Origin of the sequence: Bacillus gaemokensis (assembly GCF_001590835.1) — a bacterium.
Classification (GTDB): Bacteria; Bacillota; Bacilli; order Bacillales; family Bacillaceae_G; genus Bacillus_A; species Bacillus_A gaemokensis.
In genome coordinates this window covers 297863-317131 of the sequence record NZ_LTAQ01000012.1, presented here as the reverse complement: position 1 = coordinate 317131, position 19269 = coordinate 297863, and the positions used below count along the sequence as shown (strand labels likewise).

Here is a 19269-nt window from a genome sequence, read left to right as displayed (position 1 = left end):
TGAGTTTCTAAGATCGACCCTATTCTACTTTTGTCTACATGTAACGGCTAAAATCTCCGGTCATTTCGCCACCTCGGACGAGGCAAAGAGCACCTCTCTATCGGAGGCTCCAACACCCTGCGATTTTGAACGAGCCGCCTTCACTTTTCTTATTTATGTTCTGCTAACCACTCTGATACTTTTTTCGCATCTTCACCTTGAATAAGTCCTGGTGACATTGCCCCGCGTCCTTTTAAAATAATCTTTTCGATATCAGCCGCGTCATATTTACCGCCTACTTTTTGCAGATCTGGTCCAGTTGCCCCTGATAAATCACTAGCATGACAACCTGCACAACTTTTTTGGAAAATTTGTTCTGCACTATCCGTGCTTGCAGACTGATTAGAAGATTTGCTCTCTTCTTTATTTCCGCATGCTCCTAAAGCAAAAACTACTGAAGTTCCTAGTGCAATCGCCAACAATTTCTTTTTCACTTATATCGCTCCCCAATGTTGATTCCTTCTTATAATTTATGAAGCCATACTCATGCATAGCTCTCACTTGCCATTATAATAATTATCCCCATTCAGAAAAACTAACCTGCATAGGATATTTTTTACAAAAGCGGTGAAAACCTTGCTAGAACAAGCTCCCTTCAATTGTTTCAATTCTGTGAACAACCATAAATCTTTACAAAGATACTTTTTCTGAAAAACAGAAAAGGAAAGTCCTATGCGAATTCCTTATCAATTACATTCCAGTTCTTCTATTTTCTACTTTTTACAAAACAATATACGACCTTATATGATAAAACCAAGCCCATTAAAAAGAGAAGTTGTCACTCCAACTTCTCTTCCTCCTTCTCTTATCTATATAGACAAGATATGCCTCTTTATATCCTCTATTTCCTCATCTATACGCCAACAATTCGTTGGCTTTTTTCTTAGGAAAGACGAGAACGTAAATATGCATCAATAAATGGGTCAATTTCTCCATCCATAACCGCTTGTACATTCCCAACCTCCGTATTTGTACGGTGGTCTTTTACAAGAGAGTACGGGTGGAATACGTATGAACGAATTTGACTTCCCCAGCCAATTTCTTTTTGTTCCCCGCGGATTTCATCCATTTCTGCCTGCTGTTCTTCTAGTCTCTTTTGATATAACTTCGCCTTCAACATCTTCATAGCATGTTCACGGTTTTTTATCTGAGAGCGCTGAGATTGACACGTTACAATAACATTTGTCGGGATGTGTGTAATACGAACTGCAGAATCCGTCGTATTAATATGCTGTCCACCCGCACCACTTGCACGGTACGTATCGATTTTCAAATCTTCTGTACGCACTTCAATCTCAATATCATCATTGAATTCAGGTACAACTTCACAAGATACGAATGATGTATGACGACGACCAGAAGAATCGAACGGTGAAATACGTACAAGACGATGTACACCCTTTTCAGCTTTCAAGTAACCGTAAGCATTATGCCCTTTAATTAATAGCGTAACACTTTTAATTCCAGCTTCATCACCTGGTAGATAATCGACCGTGTCCACTTTAAATCCACGTTTTTCAGCCCAGCGTGTATACATGCGTAATAGCATAGAACCCCAGTCTTGTGACTCTGTTCCACCAGCACCTGGATGCAATTCTAAGATGGCATTATTTTTATCATACGGACCGCTTAGTAACAACTGCAGCTCATACTCATTCATTTCTTCAGCTAATGACTTTACTTCAGATTCTAATTCCGCATGCAATTCTTCATCGTATTCTTCTTTTACAAGCTCATGTGTCACTTCTAAGTTTTCAAACGTTTCATCTAGCTGGCGAAACTTCCCAACCATTTCTTTTAATGCATTTGCTTCATTAATTACTGTTTGCGCGCCTTGTTGATCATCCCAAAAGCCCACACCCATCATTGTATCTTCTAATTCTGCAATGCGTTTTTCTTTTCCAGGGAGGTCAAAGAGACCCCCTAAAAGCCGCTAATCTCTTAGCCATTTTCTCTAGTTCTTGCCTAATTTCTACTAATTCCATGCTCTTCACCTCTATGTAATTACTTTCGCTTTTATATAAAAACAAGGGAAACTCTCTCCGCTTATTGCAGAGAGAGTTTAACCCTTTTATTATATGGAGATTTTTGATTTTTTCCATTTTGGAAGTAAAGCTTTGCAGTCGGTGACTTCACTTCTTCCTGCGAGGCAAACTACGCCTCTACGTCTGAAGCTCCATCCCCCTCACATTCTATACGAGCCGCCTCCGCTTTTCTTTTTTGTCCAGCTCCGGCGGCTAAAATCTCCGGCCGTTTCACACCCTCGGGCGAGGCAAAAAGCGCCTCTCTGTCGGATGCTCCAACGTCCTACAATTTTGAACAAGCCGCCTCCGCTTTTCTTTATTTCCCAATACCACAGCAGTTTTTGTATTTTTTGCCACTGCCACATTTACATAGGTCGTTACGTCCAACTTGGTCACCTTTTACTACCGGTTTCTTCTTCACTTCTTCGCCATCATCTTTCGGATGAACCGCTTCACCTTGTGCTACTTCTTGACGTTCTAAGTTTTGTTCAATTTCCGCTTTCATAATGTAGCGAGAAATCTCTTCTTCGATAGCAGCAATCATGGATTCAAACATTGAGAACCCTTCCATTTGATACTCGCGAAGTGGGTCAATTTGACCATAAGCACGTAAATGAATACCTTCACGAAGATGATCCATCGCATCAATATGGTCCATCCATTTCGTATCTACAACACGGAATACAACAACTTTTTCGAATTCACGCATTTGTTCCTCTGGTAGAAGGTTTTCTCTTTCATCATAACGCTCTTTTAATTTCGCAAAGATTGGTTCACTCATTTCCTCTGGTGCAAGGCGACGTAATTCTTCTTCTTTTACATCACCTTCCTTAAGAAGGTTTGTATTTAAGTAGTCAATAAGACCTTTCATGTTCCAATCTTCTTCAATTTCATCTTGTGTATGAAGAGCAACCGCACGCTCTACAGTAGACTTCATCATACCTTCGATAATGCCTCTTAAGTTTTCAGCCTCCATTACTTCTTGACGCTGTTTATAAATTACTTCACGTTGTTGGCGAAGTACATCGTCATATTGCAGAAGTTGTTTACGTGCATCATAGTTATTTCCTTCAACACGTTTTTGTGCAGATTCTACAGCACGGGAAACCATCTTACTTTCAATTGGTTGTGAGTCATCCATACCAAGACGATCCATCATCGCTTTCATATTATCTGAACCGAAGCGGCGCATTAACTCGTCTTCCATTGATAAATAAAACTGCGTTACACCTTGGTCTCCTTGACGCCCAGAACGACCACGTAACTGATTATCAATACGACGGCTTTCATGACGCTCTGTACCGATAACAGCTAAGCCACCAGCCTCTTTAACACCTTCGCCTAACTTAATGTCTGTACCACGACCAGCCATGTTTGTCGCAATCGTTACAGAACCTTTAAATCCTGCTTCTGTAATAATGTCTGCTTCACGCGCATGGTTTTTCGCATTCAAGACGTTATGGCGTACACCTTTACGTGTTAACATGTTTGAAATAAGTTCAGATGTTTCAATTGCAACCGTACCAACAAGAACTGGTTGTCCTTGTTTGTGACGTTTTACAATATCATCAACAACCGCATTGAATTTACCTTCCATTGTTTTGAAAATTAAATCCGCACGATCGTCACGAATAATCGGTCTGTTTGTTGGAATTACGATAACATTCATATTATAAATGTTACGAAACTCCTCTTCTTCCGTTTTCGCTGTACCAGTCATACCTGATAACTTCTCATACATACGGAAGTAGTTTTGGAATGTAATTGTCGCTAGCGTCATACTTTCATTTTGAATTTCTACGCCTTCCTTAGCTTCAATTGCTTGGTGCAATCCTTCGCTATAGCGACGACCTTTCATAAGACGACCAGTAAATTGGTCTACAATTACGATTTCACCTTCTTGCACTACATAATCTGTATCAAGGTGCATAACCACATGTGCGCGAAGCGCTTGATTAATATGATGAAGAAGTGCAACATGTTTTAAATCGAATAGATTTTCGATATGGAATGCCTTTTCTGCTTTAGTGATTCCTTCTTCTGTTAACATTACATTTTTCGTTTTCACGTCAAACGAATATTCTTTTTCGTTTTCTAAAGTGCGAACAAACGCATTCGCGAACATATATAGTTCTGCTGATTTTTGTGCTTGTCCAGAAATAATAAGTGGTGTACGAGCTTCATCGACTAAGATAGAATCGACCTCATCAATAATCGCAAAGTGAAGCGGACGCTGAACACGTTGCTCCTTATATAGCACCATGTTATCACGTAAATAATCGAATCCAAGTTCGTTATTTGTACTGTATGTAATATCAGCTGCATAAGCGGCTTGTTTTTCCTCACGTGACATACTATTTAAGTTTATTCCTACTGTTAACCCAAGGAACTCATGAAGTTGTCCCATCTCACCGGCATCACGCTGTGCTAAATATTCGTTGACTGTAACAACGTGAACACCTTTACCTGTTAAAGCATTTAAATAGACTGGTAAAGTAGATGTTAATGTTTTACCTTCACCTGTTTTCATCTCAGAGATATTCCCTTCATGTAAGGCAATACCACCCATTAACTGCACAGGATACGGGCGCATTCCAAGAACACGTTTTGCCGCTTCACGAACAACCGCAAAAGCTTCTGGTAGTAAATCATCTACCGTTTCACCCTTTGTAAGACGCTCTTTAAATTCAATTGTTTTCCCTTTTAATTGTTCGTCAGTTAATGGTTGAATCGATGATTCTAACGCTTCTATTTGATCCACAATTTTCTGCATACGTTTAATTTGGCGCTGGTTTACATCAAACACCTTTTTTAAAATACCGATCATAGGAAATACGCTCCTCTTTTTATTAAAATAAAACTTCCGATAGTGCTCTATCTTTCTGTTCACTACTCAGTCGTTATAAAAATTAAATTTATTTTTTGCCAATTTCTCTCCTAAATAAAAAACACATAAAATGTATAAACCTATTGATAATTGTAACACTTGTCTTATAACTATGACAACAACCGACCAAATGTATGAACAAAATTAGGTAAAATTTTGCTCAATACAGCATTTATCCCGCATTTGTGGACAGCAAGCCCCCCTATGGATGGAAGCTTTACTTTATAGACAGTTTATCCCGCTATCCACACAGAAAAACAAAAGTCTTTCACATCTTTCATAGAAATTAAAAAAACGCAGCCTTTTACAGCTGCGTTTTTTATTTATTATTTTGTTTCAATTAATCCATATTTTCCATCTTTACGGCCATATACAACATTCGTTTCATTTGTATCCGCATTTGTGAAGACGAAGAAGTTATGACCTAACATATCCATTTGTAAAATCGCTTCTTCTACATCCATTGGTTTTAAATCAAATCGTTTTGTACGTACAAGTTCTAAATCATCCTCTTGCACTTCTTCCTGAGTCGCCACTGGCCCTGCAAGAATGAGTGCAGTTTTAGGAGAACCTTTTTCACGTAATTTACGATTCACTTTTGTTTTATGTTTACGAATTTGTCGCTCGATTTTATCAACTACTAAATCGATTGCAGCGTACATATCGCTATGAGTTTCTTCTGCACGAAGTAATAAATCTGTAAAAGGAATTGTTACCTCGACACGTTGCTTGTCAGAGTATACTTTTAAGTTAACTTTAATCTCTGGGAATGTATCAAAATAACGCTCTAATTTGCTAATTTTTTTCTCTACATAATCCTTTAATGCTGGAGTTACCTCAATATTTTCACCACGAATGTTGAATTTCATAGATGAATTCCTCCTTTCAAGCCTATGTATACAGTTTCGACAACGGCTTAAAAACTCCTCCTAACTTTTTTAAAAAAGTTAGCGAAATTGCAATTTTTTATCGTTTTTTGTTGAAAAGAAAAGATGCATCGTTTCTATTTTTATTTTACCCTATTAACATCGTAAATAACGAATATAAGTATGGACAATTCGTTACAGAAAAGAAACAACTTTTTGACAACGCTTTCCATAGTTTGAAAAACCGACATAAAACCATTGCTTTTAGATGGGAGAGAGCATCCGCTCATGGGTAGAAGCGGTCAGTGCCCTTTTTAGCCCCATGCTACGTGAAAACAGAAGGAGAAAATGAGTGGAAATCTCCTTCTGTTCTTCATAGCCGCAATTTATATGTTGAAAGATCAAATTGTATATATAAACCGTTGCCACAAACGCAGCTCTATATTCCTAAAAATACATGCATTCAAACTTACAATTTCACAACATTCGCTGCTTGTGGCCCACGCGCACCTTCTACAATATCAAACTCTACTTTTTGTCCCTCTTCTAACGACTTATATCCATCTTGTTGAATCGCCGAAAAATGAACAAAAACATCATTTCCATCTTCACGCTCAATAAACCCAAATCCTTTTTCTGCATTAAACCACTTTACTCTTCCTTGCATGTTTGTTCCATTCCCTTCGTTCTAAAAATAAGGGTATTCGCCCTATAGTTCGACTATAACGAATGACAACATATCCAGTCAAAGAAGACTTGTCGTCTTTTTATTGTATCTTTCGACATGTATATATTATCCGCGGCAAAGAGTAAGACTAGAAACAACTTGAGCACCTGAATCATATAAACATTGTCCAACTTGTCTAACGGTAATGCCTGTCGTATACACATCATCAATCAATAGTATGCGCTTCCCAGCAAAACTTTCTTCGTTTTGAAAATAAAAAGGATTAGCTATTGAAAGCCTCTCTACACGCCTTTTTTTACTTTGTTTTTCTGTATTATTTCTACTTAAAGATGTTTGCAACATTTGAATTGGCAAACAAGAAGCCAATAACTCCGCTTGGTTGAAACCACGCTCATATTCCCGTTCTTTACTAAGCGGAACAGGAATAACCACCTGGCAATTTGCAAAGTACTTTTGAAAGGCAGCTACAAAGCTTGCACGAAAGACTTGAACAAGCTCCGCATCACCTCGAAATTTAAACCGAGCTAACACTTCCTTCATCCAATCATTGTAATCATACACAGATCGATTTCGCACAAGCTGAAACTTTCCAGCCCCCCTCCACTTAGCACAATCTCTACAAATCACCCCTTCTCTATACTCATCCGAAAGAGAATCAAAAGAGCGACCACAATCTTCACAAATTTCTCCTAGAATATAGGTAAGTTCTCGCTCACACAACTCGCATATGTACCGCTTTTGAGACTGAATAAAAAAAGAATACCAGCTTACTATTTCCGAAATATACTCATCACAAAGTAGACAATGCATTAATCTATCAATCCTTGCTTCTTCGCCTTTTTGTTCATAGATTGAATATGTTTTTTCGCAAGGACCATCGCTTCTGTTTTTCCATAATGAAAATAAACAATATCTCCACTCGGTTCCTGTCTGCTCCGACCAACACGACCGGCAATTTGAACAAGCGCACTTTCCGAGAATATATCTTCTTCCGCACCTAAAACAGCCACTTGTAAATTCGCAACTGTTACACCGCGTTCTAAAATAGTTGTTGTGACTAGTAGCGGAATATCCCCCTTCCGAAAGGCGGCTACCTTCTCTTTTCTTCCTAGGTCCTCGGCATGAACACCTTCAATTCGATTATCTAATTCTTTTAATAATAAACTTACTTCATCTACGTATCTTACATGGGGAACGAATAGAAAAATGGGGTATTGTTTTTGGAGATACAATGTTAACCATTCTAATACAACGCGAGGAATTTTTTTACGCCAGAGCAACTTCTTCCAATTACCACACCAACAAAACTTAGGAACTGGCATTGGATGACGATGATAACGTCCTGAAATAGTGACGCCTTTTTGTTTACCATTTTGAATATTACGTTTCCATCTCTCTGCCGGAGTCGCTGTTAAATAAATACGAGCCGCTCTTTCTTTACACGCTTGCTCTACAGCATAATGTAGCATCTCATCCATCGCGTAAGGAAAAGCATCGATTTCATCGATAATCATGACATCAAAAGCTCTGTAATAACGGAGGAGCTGATGGGTTGTAGAAACGATGAGTCTAGCTTCCTTTTCACGATCCAAACTACCGCCATATAACGCGGCAATCGGTACCTCTGGAAACACACTTTGCAAACGAGGAGCCAATTCTATCACTACATCCGTTCGCGGAGTCGCAATACAAACTCGCTCACCTTTCTTAAGTGCTTCTTCTATCCCATAAAATAGCATCTCCGTCTTCCCAGCTCCGCACACCGCCCATATGAAAAAGGACTCTTTCTGCCGAACAGCTTCCATTACACCACTCGCTGCTATATCCTGCCCAGGTGATAACCTGCCTTCCCACTGTAAAGGGTGTAGCCATTTCTTCCTTCCTATATCACCGACACTCCGGACAAGCACTGTACACTCGCCAACTCGCCCCATCGCGATACATTTTCGGCAATACGTGCACATTTGATTACATCGTTTACATAAAAATGATGTAAATAATCGCTGCTTTATATTTCCGCAGCGCTGACATACATAACGTGAAGATTTTCTAATGACGCCTCTTGCTAAAGAGATATCTCCTTGCTCCTCCAAACGGTCTAGTTCCTCCTTTGATAACGAAAGTTCTTCTAGTAGCATTTGTCTTCCTACTAGCATAGTAAAGCACCTCCCTCTCTACTATAACCCTTTCTATTTATCCCGTAAAAAATCAAAAAAGCCGATAACCTACTTATAAAATAGTAAGCTATCGACTTTATACACATGTTTTATTTAATTAAAAATCTTATAATCTACCGTAACCTAAGAAATGTGATTGGTTGTAACTACTGCTTAAGCTAGAGTACGCAATTCCACCGTCACCAGCATGAATCATTTGTCCTCCACCAATGTAAATACCAATATGTGATGGACCTGATTTATATGTGTTTTGGAAGAATACTAAATCTCCAGGTTGTGGGCTACTTAGTCTTTGAACAGAATTCCAATAACCCGCAACATCTTGACGCCCTACTCCATATACATAAGAAATAAATCCACTGCAGTCAAATCCACTTGGAGATGCACCACCGAATACATATGGAACACCTAAATATTTTTTCGCTTTTTCAATTACTCCGAGATTACCACCATCATCAGTAACAGGTGGTACAACAACATCTTTTTTAGGCTCTTCTTTTTTAGCTTCTTGTTTTTTAGGTTCTTCTTTTTTAACTTCTTCTTTTTTAACTTCTTCTTTTTTAGGCTCTTCTTTTTTAGCTTCTTCTTGCTTAACTGGAGCCGTTGGTGCTACTTGTTGTTTTTGTGCTTCTTCTGCTTGTTTCTTAGCAGCTGCTTCTTGTGCTGCTTTTTCTTGCGCTTCTTGTTCAGCTATACGCTGTAATTGTAACGCTTGTTTTTCAAGCTCTTTTAATTGATTTTCTGTGCTTGACATTGTGTTTACCACAGTGTCCATTTTCCCACTTAAATCAGTTACTGCTTCTTGCTTTTTCGCTTTTTCAGCGTCAAGTTCTTTCTTTGCAGTTTCGATTTTTACTTGTGCTTCTTTTAGTTCTTTTTGTTTTGTTTTTACCGTTTCAACATCTTTTTTCACAGTTGCTTGATCTTCTTGTTGTGTTTTCATAATATCTTCATCAGATGCGAAGATTTTAGAAACAGACGTTAAGCGATCTACTAAATCTGCAATGTTTTTAGAGTTTACAACAACCTCTGTTACAACGTTCGTGTTTGGTTGCTCTTGAAGTGCTACTAAACGTTTTCTTAATAAATCTTCACGTTTTGCAATTTTCGTTTGTAACTCTGCAATACTTTTGTTTTTATTCTCAATCAATTGCTGTGTTTCTTCAACTTTTTTCGTTGTTTCATCAAGTTTTGCTGCATTTTCTTGAACAGACTTATCTAAACCTTGAACCGTTTTATTTAAGTCATTCATTTGTTTTTGAAGCTCATCACGTTCTTGTTGTTGTTTATGTAAAGTATCATTTTGTGTATTAATTTCTGTTTTTACATCATCCATTTTTTCCGCAAATACACTTGGTGTTACCACTGAAAACATCATAAATCCTGCAGCCAATGCGCAAGATGCCATTTTTAGCTTTTTCATTTTGTTTTTACACCGCTTTCTTTTTTCTTTTCCGTATATAATCTATTAAAATTTATACCATAATTCGGGAGATTTTTTATCAATGTTACGTGTTTGTAAAATAAATGTAATATTGCATTTGGAATTATGTATTTTTTTGTAGAATCTTAAGAAAATCATGCTATTTTTTTATACAATTGTCGTTTATTTGTTACAGAAAGAAAAAAAGTGCAAGGAACATTCCTTGCACTTTTTTTCTATTCATAGGGCTACTCGATCAAAGATGATTAAATATTAATCCACCCATTTTTCAGCCCAATTTTGAACTTCATTCATAACACTTTCTAATGCTTTCCCTTTACCTGTTAACCCATATTCGATCCTAACAGGTACTTCTGGATACACATTACGTATTACTATACCTTCACTCTCTAATTCCTTTAAACGTTCCGACAACATACGATCACTCATATTGGGAATAATATCAGCAATTTCTCTAAATCGTTTCGGCTCCTCTAACAAAGATTTAATGATTAAACCCGTCCACTTTTTACTAAGTAGTGTAAAAGCCGATTCAAACTTTGGACATAAACAAGAATTATGCTCCATATGTTTCACCTCTCCTTCATTATAAAATAGTTTCTTATAAAAAGTAAGCAATAAAACTTTCCTTATTTTTTATAAATCCATTTTGATTTTCCAACATATAAATTACGGCTATGAAGAATACAAGGAGACTTCCACTCATTTTCTCCTTCTGTTTTCACATGGCATGGGGCTAAAAAAGGCACTGTCCACTTCTATCCATGAGCGGATCCTCTCTCCCACCTAAAAGGAATGGTTTTATGTCGGTCTTTCAATCTGTATTTATATAAGTTAAATTTCACCACTTCCAAATATTAACTTGTCAAACAAGCATACACATCCGTAAAAAAAACTCTCTACAAAAAGAGAGCTTTTACATTTTTATTATTTTGTATACCAACCTAATCCAAGCGCTCCCTCTCCTAAATGCGTTCCAATTACAGCACCGAAATAACTAGTGCGGATTGTGACATGAGGGTACTGTTCTTGCAATTCTTGTTGCCACGCTTTCGCTTCTTCTTCACGATTCGCATGAATGATAACCGCTTCCATTGGTACACCTTTACTTGCCTGCTCATCAAAAATCTCAACGATACGCTTCAGCGCCTTTTTACGTGTACGGATTTTTTCAAATGGAATGATCACTTTATCCCTAAAATATAAAACCGGTTTCACTTGCAATAAGCTACCAATAAATGCCTGCGCACTATTTAAACGACCACCACGCTGCAGGTGATGTAGGTCATCCACAACAAAATACGCATCGATTGTCTTCTTTATTTCATCGAATCGAGCCACAATCTCTTCTGGTGATTTCCCTTCATTCGCCATTGTTGCACCTTCACGTACATAAAAGCCTTGTACTTCACAACTAATTTCAGAATCATACGTATACACATCAATGCCTTTGGCCATCTGCCCTGCTGTTGTCGCTGTTTGATATGTACCACTAATCCCACTCGAAAGATGAATACTAATCACAGCATCATAATCTTTTGCCAATTCTTCGAACAACTCCACAAATTTTCCAATTGCTGGTTGAGAAGTTTTTGGAAGTTCTTCATGTTCACGGACTTTCACATAAAAATCTTCCGCTGTAATTTCCGATTCTTCTTGATAAGATTCCGTTCCGAAAACTACATTTAATGGAATCATATGTATATTAAGTTCCTCACGAATATGCTTCGGTATATATGCTGTACTATCAGTAACAATAGCTGTTCTCATTTTCGTACCTACCTTATAAAAAAGTTTTGATTCCCTAATTTTACACGAAAATAACAAAAGGTGCATTAATGTATGAAAATTGTCGATTTAAAATTATAATAAACATGTGAATCATTTACAACAAAAAGTATTGAAGTATTTATTATAATTTACTATATTTCTACAAAAAATGTTTGAATCTAAAATCTCGCCCTTTTACAATGAAAAGTAAGAGTAATTTTGAAAGATAGGGGCGTATACCATTGCTATTACAATATTTAACAATCAAAGGCTACGGTGAACACGAAATTGTCATTCAAAAATCACGATTCATCTGCTTCGTGAGCCGAGCTACAACAGAAGATGAAGCACAAGAATTTATCCAAAAAATAAAAAAGCAACACTGGAACGCAACGCATAACTGCTCTGCCTATTTGATTGGTGAACGCGATGAAATTCAAAAGGCAAATGATGACGGTGAACCGAGCGGTACAGCTGGCGTGCCTATGTTAGAAGTGTTAAAAAAACGTGGATTAAAAGATACTGTCGTTGTCGTCACACGTTATTTTGGCGGCATCAAACTTGGTGCTGGCGGTCTAATTCGTGCATATGGAAAGTGTACAAGTGAAGGGCTTAACCATGTCGGTGTTGTAGAACGAAAACTAATGCGCGTTATGAAGACAGAGGTCGATTATACGCTTCTTGGTAAACTTGAAAATGAATTACGTCACTCAAAATATGCATTAAAAGAGATACACTACCTAGAAACTGTGACATTCGATACTTATGTGGAAGAAAATCAAAAACAAATTTTCACAGATTGGATGATTGAATTAACAAATGGGAAATGTACAATACAAGAAGATGAAATGCTGTATTTAGAACAAGATATCTTACAACAATAACATAAGATTAAAAGGAGTTTATGTATGGAAGAGCGTCATCATCATCTCCAGAAAAGGAGAGTTAAGAAAAAGCGCAGACGTAGATTTTTCATCTACCTCATTTTTATGGCCTTAATTTTAAGCATAGGACTTTACTCATTTACTTCCTATTCTTCACTCATGGAGATGTATAGTGGTTTTACACGTGATAAGTCCAAATTAAGAACTGAGGAAGTACAAATTACGAAAGAACCTTTCAGTATCCTCATTATGGGAATTGAAGATTATGCAACCGATGGTCAAAATGGTCGTACAGACTCCCTTATGTTTGCAACAGTGGATCCAAACACGCAAAAAGTCTCGCTTATGAGTATTCCACGTGATGCGCGTGTTACAATCGCCGGAAAAAATAAAAAGGATAAAATTAATGCCGCACATGCTTATGGTGGAGAAAAAATGGCAGTAGAAACCGTTGAAAATTTCTTAGGGGTACCTGTCGACCATTATATTAAAATTGATTTCAAGGGCTTTAAAGGGATTGTTGATGCTGTTGGTGGCATTACAGTCGAGGTACCTTTCGACTTCGAAGAACGTTCTGATATAGATTATTACAAGCTGATTCAATTTAAACAAGGAAAACAAAAACTAAATGGCGAAGAAGCTTTGGCCTATGTACGTATGAGAAAACAAGATCCAAATGGAGATTACGGTCGCGCTACAAGGCAAAGACAAGTACTTGCCGCAGTTGCCCATGAACTCAATTCTGCTTCCACAGTCTTTAAGATTAAAGACTTAACAAAAGTAGTAGGAAAATATGTAAAGACCGATATCCCTGTATCGGACGGACTTTCCTTATATAATAAGTTATCCGGATTTAATCCTAATAATATCCAAACACTTAAATTAGAAGGTGAAGATAAAAAATTAGATGGTATCTATTACTTCCTTCCAGATGAAATGAGTGTTCAAACAGTTCGTAATACCATTCGGAAAAACTTAGGAAAAGATAATCAAAAAACAAATTCTACGACTGATACAAATACAAATACGAATACAAGTTCAAAGAGCACACCTACTGAAAACAAAAGACAACCACCTGCATCTACAGATTCCAATGCGGAATGGATTATGCGAAATCAACAGTAGGACTACTTTCTTTCCAAATGAATATACAAAAAAGAAAGAGCCAATTCTTATATGAACAGATATAAGAATTGGCTCTTTTTTACTTATTTTTTATTAAAATATTGTAAGATCGCTTCCACAATACGCTCTGAAGCAAGACCATCACCGTAAGGGTTAGATGCCTGTGCCATTTTGTCGTGCGCTTCTTTGTTAGACAGCAATTCATCTGCAAGTGTAAAGATTGTTTCTTCATCTGTACCTGCTAACTTTAATGTACCTGCTTCGATGCCTTCTGGACGTTCTGTCGTATCACGAAGAACAAGAACCGGTACACCAAGGGAAGGAGCTTCCTCTTGTACACCACCAGAATCTGTAAGCATTAAGTATGAACGTGCTGCAACGTTATGGAAATCAATTACATCTAGCGGTTCAATTAAATGAATGCGGTTATGATCTCCTAAAATGTCATTTGCTGTTTCACGAACAACAGGATTCATATGAACAGGATATACAACTTGTACATCTTCGTACTTTTCAACTAGACGTTTAATTGCACGGAACATGTTGCGCATTGGTTCTCCTAAATTTTCACGGCGATGCGCTGTCATAAGTACAAGTCGATCATTTCCAAGCTTCTCTAGTACAGGGTGACTATACTCTTCTTTTACAGTCGTTTTCAGTGCGTCAATTGCTGTATTTCCTGTTACAAAAATACGAGCTTCATCTTTATTTTCTTGTTGTAAGTTTGTTGCTGATTTTGCTGTAGGAGAGAAATGAAGATCTGCCATTACACCTGTTAATTGGCGGTTCATCTCTTCCGGATATGGAGAATATTTATCCCACGTACGAAGTCCAGCTTCAACATGACCAATTGGAATTTGATTATAAAAAGCAGCAAGACTCGCGATAAACGTCGTTGTTGTATCACCATGTACAAGAACGATATGTGGCTTCGCTTCTTTCATTACTTTATCTAAACCTTCTAAACCACGCGTTGTAATATCAATTAAAGTTTGGCGGTCTTTCATAATATTCAAATCGAAGTCTGGCGTAATACCGAAAATATCTAATACTTGATCTAACATTTGACGATGCTGCGCTGTCACTGTCACAATCGATTCAATTTGTTCCGGATGTTTTTGCAACTCTAACACAAGAGGTGCCATTTTGATCGCTTCCGGACGTGTTCCAAAAATCGTCATTACTTTTAAACGTTCAGTCATTTCACTGCCTCTTTTCTTTCACTAGTTACACTATTTGCTAGCATTGTTACATTTCCATTATATATGAGAACCCAAAAGGACAAAAAAAGTGTTCTTAATAGATGGTAGGAACTCTATTATTCTGGATGCTCTTTCTCCCTACAGAATAGTAATCCATTCTGTGTTTCTCAACATCCTTCCTAGTATAACAATTTCTCCCATCAAATAAAATAGGCTCCCTCATAAGTTTTACATACCTTTCTAACGGATAAGATCGTATGTATTCCCATTCAGTTACGATAAAAACTGCGCTCGTTTCCATAATTGCCTCATCCACATTATCAGCATACTCTACTTTGGTACCAAATAGCTCTCTCACATGAGAAATAGCCCGCGGATCATATACGACTACATTTGCTCCCATCTGCACTAGCTCTTTTATGATGACAAGAGATGGTGCTTCCCTAATATCATCCGTATTGGGTTTAAAGGCCGCTCCAAGCACTGCAACTCTTTTTCCACTCACACCCATTACCTTTTTTGCCTTCTCGATAAGTAATAATTGTTGCTTATTATTGACTTCAATCACGGCTTTTAACAATCTAAAATCATGCGCAACATTTCCTGCAATTTGTACAAGAGCATTTGTATCCTTTGGAAAACAAGAACCCCCATAACCAATACCAGCTTGTAAGAAGTGAGAACCGATTCGCTGATCCATTCCCATTCCAGCTGCTACCTCTAGTACATCTGTTCCCACTTTTTCACATATATTTGAGATTTCATTTATAAAACTAATTTTTGTTGCTAAGAAAGCATTAGAAGCATACTTAATCATTTCCGCACTGCGAACGTCTGTAATAAATGTATGAATCTCGAGCTCACTATATAGTGTCTCTACCTTCTGTGCAGTTTCCTTGGAATTTGCTCCAATTACAATACGATCGCCATGAAAAAAATCATGTATACCAGATCCTTCACGTAAAAACTCAGGATTGGATACCATATGTATCCTATGCTGTGCTTGCAGCTTCTCCTCAATCCATTCTTTCATTTGATCATTCGTTCCTACAGGTACTGTACTTTTCGTAATAACAATTACATTCGAATTTACATACGTACCAATATCATAACAAGCATTCCGAATATATGTTAAATCTGCTGTACCATCCGGTAAAGAAGGAGTTCCCACCGCAATAAATACATACTCCGCACAGGCAAACGCCTCAGTTCTATTTGATGTGAATGTTAAAGAGCCCTCTTCAAAGGCTGCCTCTACTAATTCCTCTAAACCAGGTTCATAAATTGGCATATCTCCCTGCTTTATTCGTTCTATCTTTCCCTTATCTAGATCAAAACACGTAACAAAATGACCTAATGTCGCTAATCCAACTCCCGTAATTAATCCTACATATCCAGTACCTATCACCGTAATTTTCATTACATTTTCCGCACAGGGCACTACAATTTTCATTTCGTATATAGTAAAAAAGCAGAAGACATGTTCATTTCTATATCAATTACATATCCCCCTGCACTTCCCCCTTTCATAACAAAATGAATACAGGACACCTTTTTCGCTTCATACTAAGGTGAAAATCGGCGGGAAGATTATTACCAGCCAATAGCCGGATAAAATGAGATGATATCACTAGAAGATTTGTTCAAGCCCTCACCTCTTTATTATATGAAATATCTTCTCTTTCTTTTTTAAGATTTTGTAAAATAACAGTAATTTTTTTGCATATTGCTTTACAAATCGCTTCATAGCTTCAAACTATAGCCTTTCCATATTTTAACGCGAAACGTAAGTATTTTAAGGTGTAACACTTATAGTAAAGAAATTTTAGTATTTCCGATATTCAATAGCCTTCTATCAAGAGCTAGCATGTCTTTTGAAATCCTTACACTGTATACTGTAAAGATTTTGTAACCTTGTTGTATGGCATCGCATTCATCACAAATTTGTCATATATTTTATCTATTTCCAATTACAGTGGATAGAAAAAAAGATTGAATTCTAATCTTTTTGTGATACCATATGTTATGAGCCTGCAAACAAACATCATAATTTTCAGATAACTTGTTCAAAAATTACGTTAAAATATAAAAGGTGGGGTATTAATGGACTCACAAGTGATTTATGCAGTTTTGGCATCTTTCATTACTGTATTAATTGTTACTCCTTTGGTAATCAAATTAGCATTTAAAATCGGAGCAACAGATAAGCCAAACGCGCGTAAAGTACACCAAAAAATTATGCCTCGTCTAGGTGGACTGGCAATTTTCATTGGTGTAGCTGTAGGATTTGTTGTTAGTGGATTATATGAACAAAGAATGCTATCAATAAGCTTAGGTGCTGTTATCATCGTTATCATCGGTATTTTAGATGATATGTATGAATTATCAGCAAAAGTAAAATTCGGTGGACAACTATTAGTTGCTGCACTCATTGTAAAAAGTGGATTATTAGTTCAGGTACTGTACATTCCTATCTTGGGAGATACTGAACTCGGTATTCTTGCCTACCCAATTTCAGTATTCTGGATTGTAGGTATTACAAACGCTATTAACTTAATCGATGGATTAGATGGACTGTCTGCTGGAATTTCATCCATCGTTCTTGCAACGTTAGCTTATATGGCCTTTACGAGTCCAATTGGTACTGGTACAGCCATCATTCTACCGCTCGCATTAATTGCTCTTGCAAGTACAATTGGATTTTTATTCTATAACTTCCATCCAGCAAAAATTTTCATGGGAGATACAGGTGCATTATTTTTAGGATACTGCATTTCTGTTATATCGTTACTCGGATTATACAAAAGTGTAACGTTATTCAGCTTCCTTGTTCCCATTATCATTTTAGGTGTACCGATCTTCGATACAACATTTGCGATTATTAGACGTATTGTAAATAAAAAACCAATTTCTGCGCCAGATAAATCGCATTTACATCATCGTCTATTAGCAATGGGCTTCTCTCATCGTAAGACGGTACTTATCATTTACGCCTTTGGTATTTTCTTTAGTGTAAATGCAATTATTTTCACTAGCGCTACTTTATGGGCGTCCATTATTCTTCTGTTTGCGTTAATCTTCTTTACTGAAATCGTAGCAGAAATAATTGGTCTTGTGCACGAACGCTACAAACCAATTCTTTCCTTCTATAAAAAAGTAAAAAAACGTGAAGAATAATTATAGTATTGCCTTGATTAATACGTAATATTCAAATAGCATCCTTTCTTTTTAAGAGAGGATGCTATTTTTTTCATTTCCAAAATATAGTTTGTTTGAGAGTTCCTCTATTGGAGAAAGCTATACATACAAAGAGGATAATACGAAAAGTATCTTGATTCCCTCTTTACATCTTTGATTGTTAGACTGAGGGTGAGTATGATGATGAAGCAAATATTTCGATGCATTATTATATTTTTAAGTATGACTACATGTTTGATATCTAATATGGACGCAGCAGCTAACTCTCCACTTGAATCTCACTCTACTGTCCAGACTGCCGCGACTCCGAAAAAGATTGCGTACTTAACATTTGATGATGGGCCGAACAAATACACATCACAAATTTTAAACATCTTAGAACAAAAACATGGGAAAGCTACTTTCTTTGTCATCGGTGGAAAAGCTTCACATTATCCACAAACAATGAAACGTCTCATACGAGAAGGTCATTATATCGGACTTCACAGCATGTCTCATGATGTAAAACGCCTATATACCGGTGACCCATCCGTTTTGATTTCCGAAATGGAGCAGACCCGTTCAATCGTTCGTCAGGCAACAAATTTGGATACGCACCTTGTGCGAGTTCCATATGGTAGTATGCCTTATCTAAAAAAGAATTATCGCGATGCACTCGTTTCTGCTCATTATAAAATGTGGGATTGGACAATCGATACATATGACTGGAAAAGCTATCACAATCCTTCCTCCATACTCGAGCGAGTTATGAACCAAAGTGATGAACAAATTGAGGTCATTTTAATGCACGATTCTAGTGTCACTGTGAAAATCCTTCCGAAAGTTATCGACTATCTTCAAGCAAAAGGATATACACTTCTTCCTTATAATCCTTCTTCCCATTTAGAAGTAAACTTCTGGAAGGACACAAGATTGTAACAGCTTTAGTATATACTAGAGCTGTTTGTTTTTTTCTCTTCCCTCAA

Annotated in this window: 16 protein-coding genes; 4 read left to right on the top strand and 12 right to left on the bottom strand. The window is 37.2% G+C overall.

The features are described 5' to 3' along the window. Positions 1–149: 149 nt before the first annotated feature. From cccB to AZF08_RS12685, 10 genes are all read right to left on the bottom strand, one after another. Positions 150–473, bottom strand: a complete 324-nt coding sequence (gene cccB, locus AZF08_RS12735; protein ID WP_033673232.1) for a cytochrome c551 — start codon at positions 471–473, stop codon at positions 150–152. Positions 474–922: 449 nt separating this feature from the next. After that, a protein-coding gene (gene prfB / locus AZF08_RS12730; protein WP_153019525.1) for a peptide chain release factor 2 occupies positions 923–2024 on the bottom strand; the annotation gives its coding sequence in 2 pieces (ribosomal slippage) (positions 923–1951 and positions 1953–2024; 1101 coding nt in all). A gap of 355 nt (positions 2025–2379) precedes the next feature. Next, positions 2380–4890, bottom strand: coding sequence for a preprotein translocase subunit SecA (gene secA, locus AZF08_RS12725; RefSeq protein WP_033673234.1), 2511 nt, complete (start codon positions 4888–4890; stop codon positions 2380–2382). A gap of 386 nt (positions 4891–5276) precedes the next feature. Further along, entirely contained in the window at positions 5277–5819 is a 543-nt protein-coding gene (gene hpf, locus AZF08_RS12720) for a ribosome hibernation-promoting factor, HPF/YfiA family (protein WP_033673235.1), read from the bottom strand. A 466-nt stretch (positions 5820–6285) separates the two neighbouring features. Beyond that, on the bottom strand, positions 6286–6483 hold the full coding sequence (cspC, locus tag AZF08_RS12710; RefSeq protein WP_033673236.1) for a cold shock protein CspC: 198 nt from the start codon (positions 6481–6483) through the stop codon (positions 6286–6288). 126 nt (positions 6484–6609) lie between these two features. Then, on the bottom strand, positions 6610–7314 hold the full coding sequence (locus tag AZF08_RS12705) for a ComF family protein (RefSeq protein WP_033673237.1): 705 nt from the start codon (positions 7312–7314) through the stop codon (positions 6610–6612). After that, on the bottom strand, positions 7314–8660 hold the full coding sequence (locus AZF08_RS12700; protein ID WP_033673238.1) for a DEAD/DEAH box helicase: 1347 nt from the start codon (positions 8658–8660) through the stop codon (positions 7314–7316). Before AZF08_RS12700 ends, AZF08_RS12705 begins: the two co-directional genes overlap by 1 nt. A gap of 127 nt (positions 8661–8787) precedes the next feature. Next, entirely contained in the window at positions 8788–10104 is a 1317-nt protein-coding gene (locus tag AZF08_RS12695) for a C40 family peptidase (protein WP_033673240.1), read from the bottom strand. 273 nt (positions 10105–10377) lie between these two features. Next, on the bottom strand, positions 10378–10692 hold the full coding sequence (locus AZF08_RS12690; RefSeq protein ID WP_033673241.1) for a winged helix-turn-helix transcriptional regulator: 315 nt from the start codon (positions 10690–10692) through the stop codon (positions 10378–10380). Positions 10693–11052: 360 nt separating this feature from the next. Next, positions 11053–11895 (bottom strand): DegV family protein, encoded by an 843-nt coding sequence (locus tag AZF08_RS12685; protein WP_033673242.1) that lies wholly within the window; start codon positions 11893–11895, stop codon positions 11053–11055. 242 nt (positions 11896–12137) lie between these two features. On the opposite strand from AZF08_RS12685, the gene AZF08_RS12680 reads away from it, so the two are divergent. Further along, positions 12138–12779: a YigZ family protein gene (locus tag AZF08_RS12680; RefSeq protein WP_033673243.1), complete on the top strand. Its 642-nt coding sequence runs from the start codon at positions 12138–12140 to the stop codon at positions 12777–12779. A 24-nt stretch (positions 12780–12803) separates the two neighbouring features. Beyond that, on the top strand, positions 12804–13904 hold the full coding sequence (locus AZF08_RS12675) for an LCP family protein (RefSeq protein WP_033673244.1): 1101 nt from the start codon (positions 12804–12806) through the stop codon (positions 13902–13904). 83 nt (positions 13905–13987) lie between these two features. Here the strand turns inward: AZF08_RS12675 and wecB are convergent, their stop codons facing one another. Further along, positions 13988–15106 carry a non-hydrolyzing UDP-N-acetylglucosamine 2-epimerase gene (gene wecB, locus AZF08_RS12670; RefSeq protein ID WP_033673245.1) on the bottom strand — a complete coding sequence of 373 codons (1119 nt, stop codon included), beginning with the start codon at positions 15104–15106 and terminating at the stop codon, positions 13988–13990. Between the two features lie 94 nt (positions 15107–15200). After that, on the bottom strand, positions 15201–16526 hold the full coding sequence (locus tag AZF08_RS12665) for a UDP-glucose dehydrogenase family protein (protein ID WP_051725641.1): 1326 nt from the start codon (positions 16524–16526) through the stop codon (positions 15201–15203). Between the two features lie 683 nt (positions 16527–17209). On the opposite strand from AZF08_RS12665, the gene AZF08_RS12660 reads away from it, so the two are divergent. Next, complete coding sequence (locus tag AZF08_RS12660) at positions 17210–18283, top strand: glycosyltransferase family 4 protein (RefSeq protein WP_033673247.1); 1074 nt, start codon at positions 17210–17212, stop codon at positions 18281–18283. Positions 18284–18484: 201 nt separating this feature from the next. Beyond that, positions 18485–19222, top strand: coding sequence for a polysaccharide deacetylase family protein (locus AZF08_RS12655; protein WP_033673248.1), 738 nt, complete (start codon positions 18485–18487; stop codon positions 19220–19222). Positions 19223–19269 lie beyond the last annotated feature (47 nt).